The sequence below is a fragment of the Hymenobacter qilianensis genome (genome assembly GCF_014638675.1).
GTDB lineage: Bacteria > Bacteroidota > Bacteroidia > Cytophagales > Hymenobacteraceae > Hymenobacter > Hymenobacter qilianensis.
In genome coordinates this window covers 69,230-81,527 of record NZ_BMFN01000003.1, presented here as the reverse complement: position 1 = coordinate 81,527, position 12,298 = coordinate 69,230, and the positions used below count along the sequence as shown (strand labels likewise).

The 12,298-nt window shown below is 54.4% G+C and carries 12 protein-coding genes; 6 read left to right on the top strand and 6 right to left on the bottom strand.

Translation table 11 applies throughout. The features are described 5' to 3' along the window. Positions 1 to 2: 2 nt before the first annotated feature. From IEW06_RS14975 to IEW06_RS14960, 4 genes are all read right to left on the bottom strand, one after another. Entirely contained in the window at positions 3 to 452 is a 450-nt protein-coding gene (locus IEW06_RS14975; RefSeq protein ID WP_187731986.1) for a PA2169 family four-helix-bundle protein, read from the bottom strand. A gap of 76 nt (positions 453 to 528) precedes the next feature. Then, a complete protein-coding gene (locus IEW06_RS14970; protein ID WP_187731987.1) occupies positions 529 to 1,365 on the bottom strand; it encodes an alpha/beta fold hydrolase in 837 nt (278 codons plus the stop codon). A 206-nt stretch (positions 1,366 to 1,571) separates the two neighbouring features. Then, entirely contained in the window at positions 1,572 to 2,825 is a 1,254-nt protein-coding gene (locus tag IEW06_RS14965; protein WP_229743137.1) for a BaiN/RdsA family NAD(P)/FAD-dependent oxidoreductase, read from the bottom strand. A 58-nt stretch (positions 2,826 to 2,883) separates the two neighbouring features. Beyond that, positions 2,884 to 3,747, bottom strand: coding sequence for an NAD(P)H-binding protein (locus IEW06_RS14960; protein WP_187731988.1), 864 nt, complete (start codon positions 3,745 to 3,747; stop codon positions 2,884 to 2,886). 127 nt (positions 3,748 to 3,874) lie between these two features. Between IEW06_RS14960 and IEW06_RS14955 the strand changes: the two genes are divergently transcribed. Then, a complete protein-coding gene (locus IEW06_RS14955) occupies positions 3,875 to 4,747 on the top strand; it encodes an SDR family oxidoreductase (protein ID WP_187731989.1) in 873 nt (290 codons plus the stop codon). Positions 4,748 to 4,909: 162 nt separating this feature from the next. On the opposite strand, the gene IEW06_RS14950 is transcribed toward IEW06_RS14955, so the two are convergent. Both IEW06_RS14950 and IEW06_RS14945 read right to left on the bottom strand, forming a co-directional pair. Beyond that, the gene (locus IEW06_RS14950; protein WP_187731990.1) at positions 4,910 to 5,782 is read right to left on the bottom strand and encodes a DUF1571 domain-containing protein; all 873 of its coding nucleotides are present in this window, start codon (positions 5,780 to 5,782) and stop codon (positions 4,910 to 4,912) included. An 82-nt stretch (positions 5,783 to 5,864) separates the two neighbouring features. After that, on the bottom strand, positions 5,865 to 6,164 hold the full coding sequence (locus tag IEW06_RS14945; protein ID WP_187731991.1) for a hypothetical protein: 300 nt from the start codon (positions 6,162 to 6,164) through the stop codon (positions 5,865 to 5,867). A gap of 123 nt (positions 6,165 to 6,287) precedes the next feature. Here IEW06_RS14945 and IEW06_RS14940 point away from each other — a divergent pair, with 123 nt between their 5' ends. From IEW06_RS14940 to IEW06_RS14920, 5 genes are all read left to right on the top strand, one after another. Then, the gene (locus tag IEW06_RS14940; RefSeq protein ID WP_188548521.1) at positions 6,288 to 7,046 is read left to right on the top strand and encodes a glycosyltransferase family 2 protein; all 759 of its coding nucleotides are present in this window, start codon (positions 6,288 to 6,290) and stop codon (positions 7,044 to 7,046) included. Positions 7,047 to 7,103: 57 nt separating this feature from the next. Further along, the gene (locus IEW06_RS14935; RefSeq protein ID WP_187731993.1) at positions 7,104 to 7,784 is read left to right on the top strand and encodes an HD domain-containing protein; all 681 of its coding nucleotides are present in this window, start codon (positions 7,104 to 7,106) and stop codon (positions 7,782 to 7,784) included. Between the two features lie 73 nt (positions 7,785 to 7,857). Next, a complete protein-coding gene (locus IEW06_RS14930; RefSeq protein WP_187731994.1) occupies positions 7,858 to 8,103 on the top strand; it encodes a hypothetical protein in 246 nt (81 codons plus the stop codon). 117 nt (positions 8,104 to 8,220) lie between these two features. Continuing rightward, entirely contained in the window at positions 8,221 to 10,770 is a 2,550-nt protein-coding gene (gene gyrA / locus IEW06_RS14925) for a DNA gyrase subunit A (protein WP_188548520.1), read from the top strand. Between the two features lie 178 nt (positions 10,771 to 10,948). Continuing rightward, positions 10,949 to 12,091 carry a tetratricopeptide repeat protein gene (locus IEW06_RS14920; RefSeq protein WP_187731995.1) on the top strand — a complete coding sequence of 381 codons (1,143 nt, stop codon included), beginning with the start codon at positions 10,949 to 10,951 and terminating at the stop codon, positions 12,089 to 12,091. Positions 12,092 to 12,298 lie beyond the last annotated feature (207 nt).

Sequence of the window (12,298 nt, the reverse complement as noted above, 5' to 3'; positions counted from 1 at the left end):
TATTACTTCTTGCTCGCGTCGCGCAGAGACCTGATGGTGTCATGGGCTTCGCGTACGCCTTGGTATTGCTTCTCGATGATAGACTTCAGCTGGCCGGGCAGGTTTTCCGCTTTCAGAGCCGTCTGGTAGGCTTTTACGGCGTAATCCTCGCCACGCTCGCACTCGTTGAGGATGCTTTCGCGGTCTTTGCTCGTAATGGCCGCTTTGATATTGATGAACGCGCGGTGCACGGTGCCGGTGATGGACGTGTCTTCCTCAGCCTTGAGGTTGAGCTGATGCATCTGGTCTTCGATCTCCGTGAGGTAGCCATCGCGCTGGGCGGCGTATTTCTTGAATACCTCTTTCAGGTCCTGATCTTCAACATCAGTGAGGGCGGTGGCGTAGCCTACTTCGCCGTCTTTCAGGGTTTGAACGAGTTCGTTGAGTAGGGCTTGGGTTGCTTTGGAATCCATGGGGCGTAAGGTTGGGATAGGTAGAACATTAACTGGTATGCTTTACTGTGTCCATACCCGCAAGGTTGCAATCCGGCTATGCGATGCCTAGTACAGCACTGGAGCTGTTCACTGAGCTGCCATTATGCAGGAAGTTGCCTATGGCCGCCAGGGTTTCGATGGGAGCGCTTAAGTGCGGGCAGTGTCCGGTGGCCCGCAAGGTGATTAACCTAGAATCGGGAATGGACTGGTGCACGAAAGCGCCTACTTCGGCGGGCGCAATCATATCCGAGGAGCACTGCAGAATCAACGTCTTGGTCAGTACCTTGGGCAGATCCTGACGATTGTCCGAGAGAAAGGTGACCCGAGCAAACTCCTTGGCAATCGCATTATCGGCGCGGCAGAAGCTCTCCATTAATTCCTGAGCAAGAGAAGGACATTCGGGATTACCCATGATTAAGGGCGCAAATGTGTTGGCCCAGTCCCGAAAATCCTTATTCAGCATGTCTAGCATCGCCTCGATATCAGCCCGCTCAAACCCTCCAAAATAGTCGTGGTCGTTAATGTAGCAAGGCGAAGGGCCGATGAGAATCAGCTTTGAAAAAAGATCCGGCTCCTGAATCGCGCTCAAGACGCTAATCATGGCTCCCACGGAGTGACCCACCAGAATAACATCCTGTAGACCGAGCGTGTGACACACCTCCACTATATCGGCCGCGTAGCCATTTAGTGTTGCGTATTTATCCGGTTCATAGGCAGATAGATCAGAATTGCCAACCCCGACCTGGTCAATAAGCACCAGTTGATAGTTGGCTGATAAGCCCGCCGTGATATAGCGCCAGATGTTTTGATCACAGCCAAAGCCATGAACCAACATCATTGTCTGCTTACCCTGGCCAATAACCTTGACGTTGTTCCGTGTGCGTGCATCCATAGTCCAAGGCAAACTAGATGACCCGGTGCCAGTGGGTACTTTCCTTCTAAAATATGTAATGATTTGCTATCAAAGGATAAAGGCGCACCATTTTTACTTTCGTTGCACAGCAGTATTGGAGATAATAGGCACTTACAAGTCAACAGTGCCTACTTATGGTTTGAATAAAAAATTAAGGTGTTAGGGTTCAGCTCCGTGCTGGCTAACTAAGAATTGCTTGCTGCCATTGCCCGGCCCGCCAGATACCCGGTAGTCCAGGCAGCCTGAAAGTTAAACCCGCCCGTAATGCCATCAATATCAAGGACCTCGCCCGCAAAGTAGAGGCCCGGTACCCGGCGGCTTTCCATGGTATGCATATTTACTTCGCCAAGTACGATGCCGCCACAGGTTACAAACTCCTCCTTGTAAGTGGTTTTGCCCCGCACGGGCAGCGGTGTGCGCAGCAGACTTTCAATCAATCGGTTTTGCAGCTTGGCCGGTAATTCACTCCAGCGCATTTCCGCGCTGATGCCCGCCTGATCAGTGAGCGTGCGCCACAGCCGCTGGGGCAAACCAAATAAGGGGTTGCTCTCCACGGTCTTGCGCCCGTTCTGGTCGCGGAAGGTATGCAGCCACTGGCGAAGCGTTTCCTCGGTATGCGCCGGCACCCAACTCACCAGCGCCGTGCTTTCATAGTTTAGCTCGTGGAGGCGGCGGGCGCCCCAGGCCGACAGCTTGAGTACGGCCGGGCCGCTCACCCCCCAGTGCGTTACCAGAATCGGGCCCTCATACTCTAGTTTTTCGCCCGCCACCCGCACGCGCACGTTGGGCACGCTCACGCCTGGCAACTCCCGCAGCGGCGACTCCGGCACGTTGAACGTAAACAGCGACGGCACCGGCTCGGCCACCGTGTGCCCCAGCTGCCGCAACCATTGGTAGCTCTCCGACTTAGGCGCGCCGCCCGTGGCTATGAGCAAGCGGGCCACCTGCATTTCCTGGGCTTGGGCGCCGGTAAGCCGCAAATGGAAGCCGCCGCCGGACTGGGGGGCAATTTCTTCGGCGTTGGTTTGTTGCAGGATGCGTACGCCGGCTCGTTGCGCCGCGTCGAGGAGACACTGGGCAATGGTTTCGGAGGAGTCGGTGGTGGGAAACATACGGCCGTCGGATTCTGTCTTGAGTGCCACACTGCGCTGCTCAAACCAGGCAATAGTGGCGCGGGCATCAAATTCCCGGAAAGCTTCCTTTAGCTGCTTGCCCCCGCGCGGGTAGTGCTGGGCCAGCTGCGTGGGCGACTCGCAGGCGTGGGTCACGTTGCAGCGTCCGCCGCCCGAAATGCGCACTTTGCTCAGCAGCTTGCCGGTTTTTTCAATAAGATACACCATTAGGCGTGGGTTGGCTTCGGCGCAGGCAATGGCCCCGAAAAAGCCCGCCGCGCCCCCGCCCAGCACGGCTACGGTGTTGGAATCAGAAAGAGTTTGCACAACTCAAAGATACGAAGCCCGCTGCCTAAAATCTCTCCCCAAAGCAATGGGAGTAAGGCTAGCAAGCCGCCAGTGCCACCTCCAGATCGTCGTGTTGAAAGCGGTAATCCAGGGTCTGCCGAATCAAGGTGCTGTCAATGGTTTTGCCCCCCAGGGCATCGTCCAGGCGAAAATCAGGCGGCTGCAAACCCAACTGCCGGGCAGCTTTCGGATAGAAGTCGCCGCGCACGGGGTGGGAGATGGCGCACGCGTTAAACGTGTATCCCCAGGCTTGCTGGCGAATGATAGCCGAAAGCAAACCCACACAGTCGGTGAGGTGAATCAGGTTGACAGGGGCGTTTGCCTGAGCCACATCCAGCCGCCCGGCCAGAAAACGGCCCGGCGGACGCTGGGGACCAAACAAGCCCGCAAGTCGCACCACGGTATTGCCCGGCTGGCCCTGGCTGGCATCGTGGGGGGCAAAAAGGTCTTCGGCCCGCAGCATATCGGAAGCAGCGTCGGATGCGGCCTGGGCATCCGCTTCGTGCATGGCGCGGGGCTCGTCGGGGTACACGCTGGTCGAGCTGACAAATAGCACGTGACTTACGCGACAAGCCTTGACGGCTTCGGCTACGGGGTGCAGCAGGTTGGAATAGCTGCTGGTTGAGGCGCCACGGCGTGGGGGCACATTGAGTACCAATACATCGGTGCCGCTAAGCAAGGTGTGCAGGGTGTCGCGGTCGGTAGCCGTGAATTTGCCCCCCAGACTCAGCAGATACGGCCGGATGCCGGCATGGCGCATTGTGAGCACACGCGAGGGCGTGGTGGTGGTGCCGCCCACGGAGTAGCCGTCGGCCACGAGAGCCTTGGCGAGGGGCAACCCCAGCCAGCCGCAACCAAGAACGGCTACCGTCGGACGAAGACTTTGAAACGAATCATTCATGTGCGGATCAAAGGTGGCAAAAAATCATTACCGACCAAGCGGCCCACCTCAACCGACAATTCGCGTTCTTGTGCCTTTCCTGATCTTCGTCTTTTAATTTTTCAAACCTCGCCTAACTCTACGCTTTATGTCCGCTCCCTACACCCAACCCATGCTTCGTGATAACGCCCTGCAAGGCAAAACCATCGTCGTGACTGGCGGCGGCACCGGCTTGGGCCGCGCCATGACCACGTATTTTCTCCAGTTGGGAGCCAATGTCACCATCAGCAGCCGCAAGCTGGACGTGCTGGAAAAAACCGCCGCCGAGCTGCGCCAGCAAACCGGCGGCAAGGTGCTGGCCGTGCAGTGCGACGTGCGCAAATACGAGGAGGTGGAAAACATGCTCCAACGCACCATCGATGAGTTTGGGGGCGTCGATGTATTGCTGAATAACGCGGCCGGCAACTTCATTTCGCCGACGGAGCGCCTCAGCCACAAAGCCTTCGACGTAATTGTAGACATCGTGCTACGCGGCTCCTACAACTGCACCCTGGCCTTCGGCAAACGCTGGATTGCCGACAAAAAGCCTGGCACCATCCTCAATATCGTCACTACCTATGCCTCGGTGGGCTCGGCCTACGTGGTGCCCTCGGCGGCGGCCAAAGCCGGCGTGCTGGCCATGACGCGCTCCCTGGCCGTGGAGTGGGCCAAATATGGCATTCGCTCCAATGCCATTGCGCCCGGCCCGTTCCCTACGGAAGGCGCCTGGAGCCGCTTATTTCCCGAGCCGCTGGCCAAAAAGCTTGATCCGGCCGCGTCTGTGCCGCTTAAGCGCGTAGGCGACCACCAGGAATTGGCCAACCTGGCCGCCTACCTCGTATCCGATTTCGCCGCTTATATGAATGGCGAAGTCGTGACTATCGATGGCGGCGAGTGGCTGAATGGGGCGGGCGAGTTCAATAAGCTGGAGCTGATTCCGGCCCCCATGTGGGATGAAATCGAGAAAGCCATGCGCCGCTAGATCGCAGCTTGCGCCGATAGCATCGGTTCCGCTGATGCAGGCGGTAATCCTACGTTAGAGGCATAAAGGTAATTGCGAAACACAAAAAAGCCCCCCAGATTGTATCTGGGGGGCTTTTTTGACCTAAAAACAGATTGTCGCCTGCATCGGCGCAAGCGGCGATTACAAGTTATAGTTCTTGAACTCCTTCGTGAACTCTTGGGCTGGAATGGGCTGGTTGGCCACTACATCCAAAAACGTGAACTGCTCGAACAGCCCTTTATCATCCTCGGCCCGAATCAATAAGGGCAGATACAGCTTTTTATCCACGCAAATTAAGGTGCGCGAGCCGTAGCTATTCGGTACTTGCAGCACTTTGCCGGTCGGGATGGGTGCGTCGGCGGCTAGCCCGTTTTGCTCCATAATACGGTATTCCCCGCAGCCAAACTTGTCGGCTACCTGGGTTACGGTTTCGCCCTTGCCCGCAGTGTAGGTCACGTAGCGAAACTTTGGGAAGTCGGAGCTGAGCTGATAGCAGGGGCGGCCGGCAATAGTCGTATCGCCGGTGTAGCGAAACGACCGTTCATAAGACTTATCTGGGCGCTGCGCCGAGCCGCGCAGAATATCCGCTATCATGCCATAGCCGGCATCCAGCACGCTATGGTGCTGACCACGGCGCATCAGCATGCCATTCGGGTCGAGGCTCAGCGTGACGTACGGAAAGCTATTCGGATACACCCAGGCATCGCCATCATTCTGGCCCGTCACCCAAAGCACTTCCACGCCTTTTTTATTCCGCAGAAATATCCGCAGGGGAGCGTACCCCAGTTTCATGGTGGAGTTAGCCTGTGTGTATTTGTCCCCCAGGCGTTCCTGGGCATGCACGGTGCACCGCAGGGTCTTTAAATTATCAATGGCCAATCGAAGCTGCGAGACTAGCCGTTCAGTGGTCATGCCTTCCGTAGGTGGCGCCGCCGGCGCAGCACCTGGCAGGAAAATTATAGTAGCAGCTAACAGGCTGGCAGCAGGCACTAATAGCCGGTGATATAAAGGCATAAGGAAGAAAGAAGATGTTTTACAAATGAGTAAAACAAATGGGTAACGTGTAAAGCTGCTATAAAAACTGCGCTTGAATCAGTTAATTAAGACTGAGCCGGGGGAAGCGCGATTTAGCAGAATCAAAAATAAAAAGTTCGTCGATTTCTACCTCCGTTATAAACGAGTAGAGCGGAAACTGTTCAACTACGGCCTGTACTGCTGCTGCATCGTCCGCGTTTATGGTAATCCAGCCACGCGTACGGTCGGCGCTGATGGCGTAGGTTTCAATCACGTGGTCCTCAATGAGCTGCTGAATAAGCGCCCAATGCGATGGAATGAGCGCTATGAACTCTTGGGTGAACAACGCGGGTAGCCGCAAGCTAACTACGAATCTGGGCATAAAGGCAGGAGTGCGGAAAAGAAGCAACGGGGTTATGGCTGCAGAACGCCAGCAGCTGGTGGAAAGTTGATCTTTTACGCTGTTGCCAGTAACTTTTTGAGGCAAAAGGCAGAATAGAGAGCCATGCACTTTTCCGTTATTACTCCCAGCCACAATCGCCGCCAGTACCTGCCCGAAGCGGTGGCCAGCGTACGGGCCAGCATCAGCGCCCCGCTCGACTTTTCATTCGATCATCTTATCTACGACAACGGCTCAACCGATGGCACTGGTGCATGGCTCCGTCAGGCTGCGGCTGAAACGCCAAACCTGCGTACCTGGAGTTATCCTGAGCCGCTAAAGGCAGGGGAGGCCCGCAACCGTATTATCCGCGAAACGCCCCCCGATGCCTGGCTGGTGCCCCTCGATGATGACGATATTCTGCTGCAACGCACGCTCTACCACTATGCCGACTTGGTGCAGCGCCACCCCGACGCGCCCTGGTTTGTGGCCGATTTCCTGCGCATTGACCAGGATGGACGCTATCTGCCGAACGAAGACTATTATGCCTGGCGCTTCGATTCGCCGGCTGACATGCTGGGGGCCATTTTTCGGGCCGAGCATTTCATTCAGGGCAACGTGTGCTACAGCCGCAGCCTGTTTGATCAGGTGGGGGGCTACGATGGGCAACTGCCCATGGCCGAAGACCTGGACTTATATGTACGCTTCCTGCTAGCCGGCCATTTGCCGGTAGTCTCGCCCCATATCAATCATTTGCACCGGTTTCATACCAGCAACGTCAGCATCGGGGTAGACGGGGAGAAGCATGGAGAAGATTTGCAGGCGATTTACGCTAAATATGCCCCCCAGCTGGAAGCGCTCGGGGTTATTGAGCCCGGCCATTAACTTTGTTCGCTTAAAAGATGGCGTAGTTTGATTTTGTACATTTGAATAAGAATACATTTGGATAATAGAGAAGTTGTTGCCCGGACTGCTGGCTTCATCGAAGCTAAGTTTTTAAACGAGGGCTCCGGTCACGATTGGGCCCACATTCAGCGCGTGTGGTATACAAGCCAGGCGCTTGCCACCCAGACGCCCGGCGTTGATCCTTTTGTCACGGAGCTAGGCGCACTGCTCCACGACGTGGCCGATTGGAAGTTTCACGCCGGCGATGAAGAGGCCGGTCCCCGGGCCGCCCGTGAATGGTTAAACAATCTGGGCGTAGAGGAGGCCGTTATTCAGCGCGTGGAGATGATAATCCGCGAAATCTCCTTTAAAGGAGTGGGTGTGCCTACACCCATGAGCACGCCTGAAGGGGAGATTGTGCAGGATGCCGACCGCCTCGATGCTATCGGCGCCATTGGGGTGGCGCGGGCTTTCGCCTACGGAGGTCATAAAGGGCGTCCGCTCCACGACCCAGCGGTGGCGCCCATTGCCCACGACTCGTTCGAGAGCTACAAGCAGAACACCGCGCCAACCATCAATCACTTCTACGAGAAGCTGCTGCATCTGCAGGAGCGCCTGCACACGCCAGCCGCTCGGGCGGTTGCCAGGCAGCGGCATCAATTTATGGAGGAGTTTCTCGCTCAGTTTCTGCGTGAATGGGAAGGGGAAGACGTTAGGGCAAACGCTCCGGTAGAGTGATAGTTTTACCTAGTGCAAGCTGAACCTTTAACTGAGCGCGCTATAACTCGCAGCGGATGGCTACTTTTAGGGCATGAATCTACGTTTTCTCTATGTTCGGTTGGTGGTGGCCATGTTTCTACTGGTCGCCGCAGCCTCGTGTCGTACCTGCCCAATTGTGTCATGCCACACGCGCAAGCAGCATTTTCACGATGGCACCAAGTTTCGGGGCCAGCCTTTCTTTAAGAAGCAAAACCCCGCTATTGGCGAGAAAATCAAGGTCCACAACGAGGGCAACAGCAAGCGCCGCAAGGCCGACAAAAGCAAGCCGCTGAAATAGGCTGCAATTAGGCAAAACGGCCGTTTTTTCGTACCTTGCGGGCTTCACAAAGTACTCATTCACTGGTGCCGAAATTGCCCCCCAGGGGGCTTTTTTTCGGCTTACTTAGATTTCTCTATGGCGGAAGGCGAAAAGATCATTCCGATTAACATTGAAGATGAGATGCGCGGAGCCTACATCGACTATTCGATGTCGGTTATTGTATCCCGTGCTCTGCCAGATGTGCGCGACGGTTTGAAACCCGTGCATCGGCGCGTGCTTTATGGCATGAGCGAACTGGGCGTATCCTATAATAAATCCTACAAGAAAAGTGCTCGTATTGTGGGCGAAGTGCTGGGTAAATACCACCCGCACGGCGACTCCTCAGTATATGATACCATGGTGCGTATGGCTCAAGAATGGAGCCTGCGTTATCCACTGGTTGACGGGCAGGGTAACTTTGGTAGCATCGACGGCGACTCGCCGGCGGCCATGCGTTATACCGAGGCTCGTCTCAAGCGTTTGGCGGATGAGCTTTTAGGTGATCTGGACAAAGAGACGGTTGACTTCCAACCCAACTTTGACGACTCCCTGGAAGAGCCATCTGTAATGCCTGCCAAGTTTCCCAACCTGCTGGTAAACGGCACGACGGGTATTGCGGTGGGTATGGCCACCAACATGGCGCCTCACAACCTGACGGAAGTGGTCAGCGGTATCATTGCCTATCTCGACAACTCCGAAATTACCATCGCCGAGCTGATGGAGCACGTTACGGCTCCTGACTTCCCGACGGGGGGCACTATTTACGGCTACGAGGGCGTAAAGCAAGCATTCGAAACTGGCCGTGGCCGGGTAGTAATGCGAGCCAAAGCCCACTTTGAAACCCTGCCCAGCGGGAAGGAGCAAATCATCGTCACCGAGATTCCTTATATGGTGAATAAGGCGTCGATGATTGAGAAAACCGCTGCCCTGATCAATGAGAAGCGCATTGAAGGTATTTCGGACCTGCGCGATGAGTCAGACCGCGACGGTTTGCGCATCGTGTACGATCTGAAACGCGATGCCATGCCCAACGTGGTACTCAACAATCTGTACCGCTACACACAGTTACAAAGCAGCTTCGGCGTCAACAACGTGTGCCTGGTAAAAGGCCGCCCGATGACGCTGAATCTGAAGGAACTGATTCACTACTTTGTAGAGCATCGTGCTGATGTAGTCGTGCGCCGTACTCGCTATGAGTTGGCGGAGGCCCAGAAGCGTGCTCATATCCTGGAAGGTCTGCTCATCGCTCTGGACCATCTGGACGAAGTAATTGCGCTGATTCGCGGCTCGCGCGATGGCGAAGTTGCTCGTGCCCAGCTTATCGAGCGTTTCAAGCTCAGCGAAGTACAAGCCCGTGCTATTCTGGATATGCGTCTGCAGCGTCTCACGGGCCTGGAACGCGACAAAATCGTGCAGGAGTACGATGAGCTAATGAAACTCATCGACCATCTTAAAGCGGTATTGGCTTCGGATGAGTTGCAGCGGCAAATCATTAAAGACGAGTTGCTCGACATTCGGGAGCGTTACGGTGATAAGCGCCGGACCATGATTGAGTATGCCGGTGGCGACTTCAGCATGGAGGATATGATTGCCGACGAGAGTATGGTGATTACCATCTCCAACGAAGGCTACATCAAGCGCACCGCCCTCGACGAATACCGGGCTCAGGGTCGGGGAGGAGTTGGCTCCCGCGGCGCCTCATCCAAGCAAGACGACTTTACTTCCAATCTGTTCGTAGCTACTACCCATGAATACCTTTTGTTCTTCACAGAACTGGGTCGTGTGTTCTGGCTGAAAGTATACGAAGTGCCAGAAGGAGGGAAGAACGCCAAAGGCCGCCCCATTCAGAACCTGATTGAGATTCCCCGCGAAGATTCAGTGCGTTCCGTATTGAACGTACGCGGCCTGCGCGACCCGGATTATCTGGAAAATACCTTCCTCATGTTCTGCACCGAGCAAGGAACCGTGAAAAAGACTCCATTAGAAGCTTATTCACGTCCACGCACGGCGGGTATCAATGCCATTACCATCAATGAAGGTGACCGTTTGCTGGACGTGCAGCTCACTACGGGCAGCAGCGAAATAGTGGTGGCCTTGCGTTCGGGTCGGGCAGTGCGTTTCCCCGAAGGCAAAGTGCGTTCGATGGGCCGCAACGCTGCCGGTGTGCGCGGTATCACATTGGCGAATGCTAATGACCGCGTCGTTGGTATGGTGTGCGTATCAGATCCAAGTCAGGAGCTATTGGTTGTATCCGAGAATGGCTACGGCAAACGCTCCGAGCTGGAGGAATACCGTATTACTAACCGTGGCGGTAAAGGTGTGCAGGCGATGAAGGTGACGGAAAAGACTGGTGCACTGGTAGCCATTAAGGATGTAAATGACACGGACGACTTGATGATCATCAACAAGTCGGGTATCATTATACGTCTGCGGGTGGCTGATCTGCGCATAATTGGTCGTGCCACGCAAGGCGTACGTCTACTCAAAATCAGCGCGGGTGATGAAATATCATCGGTTGCTAAAGTAGCCGCTGAGGAAAAGGAGGAAGAAATTCTGAATGGCACTGGCGAAGATCAACCCATTAATGTAGACACGCCAGCTGATTTAGCTACCTTAACTGATCCTGAGCAGCTTAGCGATAACTAAGCGTACTTTTATGGCTGAAAACGGATAGTAATGATGGTTTTTCTGTCGTTACTGTCTTTTTTCAGCCATTTTTGTTTTTCAACCACCTTACTTACAACCCACGGCTGAACCAAGCACATATTTTCCGCGTTTGGCCAGCAATTCCTTTCTTTCACCCTAATTCTTGAGTATCATCTCTATGAAGAAGATTCTTTTGACCCTGGTTGCTGCAGCTACTCTTCATACTGCATCAGCACAGAACTCGGCCGTTACCAACGCGATTCTATTTCAACGTCAGGGCACGCTTGATAAGGCTCGCACGGAAATCGACAAGGCTGTTCAAAATCCGAAGACCTCAACCAAGGCTAAAACCTGGTATACGCGCGGCGAAATCTATGACGGTATGGCTGCCAGCCCCATCTACGGTAAAGCTTTGGGCGCCGGGGAAGGGGCTAAAATTGCGTTCGAATCCTACCAAAAGGCTATTGAGCTAGATGGCAAGGACGGCGAATTCGGTAAGCAGGCTGTGGCCAAAATGGACAACCTGTACGGCCTGGCCCTTAACGCCGGGGTAGAAAGCTACAACGGTAAGAATTTTGATGAGGCTATCAAGTCGTACCAGATGGCCCAGCAGATCCGGCCTCAGGATACAACTGCCTACCTATACGCAGCTTATGCAGCGGAAGCCAAGCAGGATTTTGCGTCGGCCAAGGCTACGTATAGCAAGTTGCAGGCAATGAACTACAAGTCGCCCCAGATGTATGGCCGCTTGTTGCAGATTGCCCGTGAAGAGAAAAACGATGCCGAAGCCATGAAAGTGGTTGAGCAGGCTTTGAAGGCATATCCTAACAACAAGGCATTCATGCTGGAAGAGTTGAATATGTATCTGGCTGCTGGTCGTGGTAAGGAAGCGTTGGACAAAATTGACCGCGCCATTGCTGCTGATCCAACCAACTCTAATCTTTATGCTGTAAAGGGCTCCATTTTGGATTCGAATAAGCAGCCCGAGCAAGCGCTAGCCGCTTACCGCAAAGCCGTTGAGGTTAACCCTGATAACTTTGACGCTCAGTTCAATATGGGCGTATATAACTACAACAAAGCCGCCGAGAACTATACAAAGGCTAGCAAGATGGACATGGCTTCTTACCAGAAGTCTGGCAAGAAGCTTGAAGCAGAAGGCAAAAAATACTTTGAGCAAGCGTTACCGCATTTTGAGAAGGCTTTGCAATTGCAGCCAGACGATCGGGCTACCATTTCGTCCTTGCAGAAAGTATATGTTCGCTTAGGCCGCAACGCTGATGCGGAGAAGATGAACGCGAAGCTTGAGACACTGAAGAAGTAAAGGATAACTACTCCAGCAATGGGGGAGTGAAAATAAAGCAGCCCGGGTATCAGATTGGTGCCCGGGCTGCTTTTCAGAAACACTACTTAACATAATATAAATTATAAGACAAATCAAATGGGGTGTATCTGGGATAGTCAGCTCGCCCGAATATGATCAACAATGATCGGTTTAAGTAACTTATACAGAGATATTCTGGTTGTTATC

Bases quoted from the DNA above. Each gene is read 5' to 3' on its own strand.
- IEW06_RS14975 (WP_187731986.1), bottom strand. From the start codon at position 452: ATGGATTCCAAAGCAACCCAAGCCCTACTCAACGAACTCGTTCAAACC.
- IEW06_RS14930 (WP_187731994.1), top strand. From the start codon at position 7,858: ATGAATCTACGTTTTCTCTATGTTCGGTTGGTGGTGGCCATGTTTCTA.
- IEW06_RS14970 (WP_187731987.1), bottom strand. From the start codon at position 1,365: ATGGATGCACGCACACGGAACAACGTCAAGGTTATTGGCCAGGGTAAG.
- IEW06_RS14940 (WP_188548521.1), top strand. From the start codon at position 6,288: ATGCACTTTTCCGTTATTACTCCCAGCCACAATCGCCGCCAGTACCTG.
- IEW06_RS14955 (WP_187731989.1), top strand. From the start codon at position 3,875: ATGTCCGCTCCCTACACCCAACCCATGCTTCGTGATAACGCCCTGCAA.
- IEW06_RS14950 (WP_187731990.1), bottom strand. From the start codon at position 5,782: ATGCCTTTATATCACCGGCTATTAGTGCCTGCTGCCAGCCTGTTAGCT.
- gyrA (WP_188548520.1), top strand. From the start codon at position 8,221: ATGGCGGAAGGCGAAAAGATCATTCCGATTAACATTGAAGATGAGATG.
- IEW06_RS14960 (WP_187731988.1), bottom strand. From the start codon at position 3,747: ATGAATGATTCGTTTCAAAGTCTTCGTCCGACGGTAGCCGTTCTTGGT.
- IEW06_RS14945 (WP_187731991.1), bottom strand. From the start codon at position 6,164: ATGCCCAGATTCGTAGTTAGCTTGCGGCTACCCGCGTTGTTCACCCAA.
- IEW06_RS14920 (WP_187731995.1), top strand. From the start codon at position 10,949: ATGAAGAAGATTCTTTTGACCCTGGTTGCTGCAGCTACTCTTCATACT.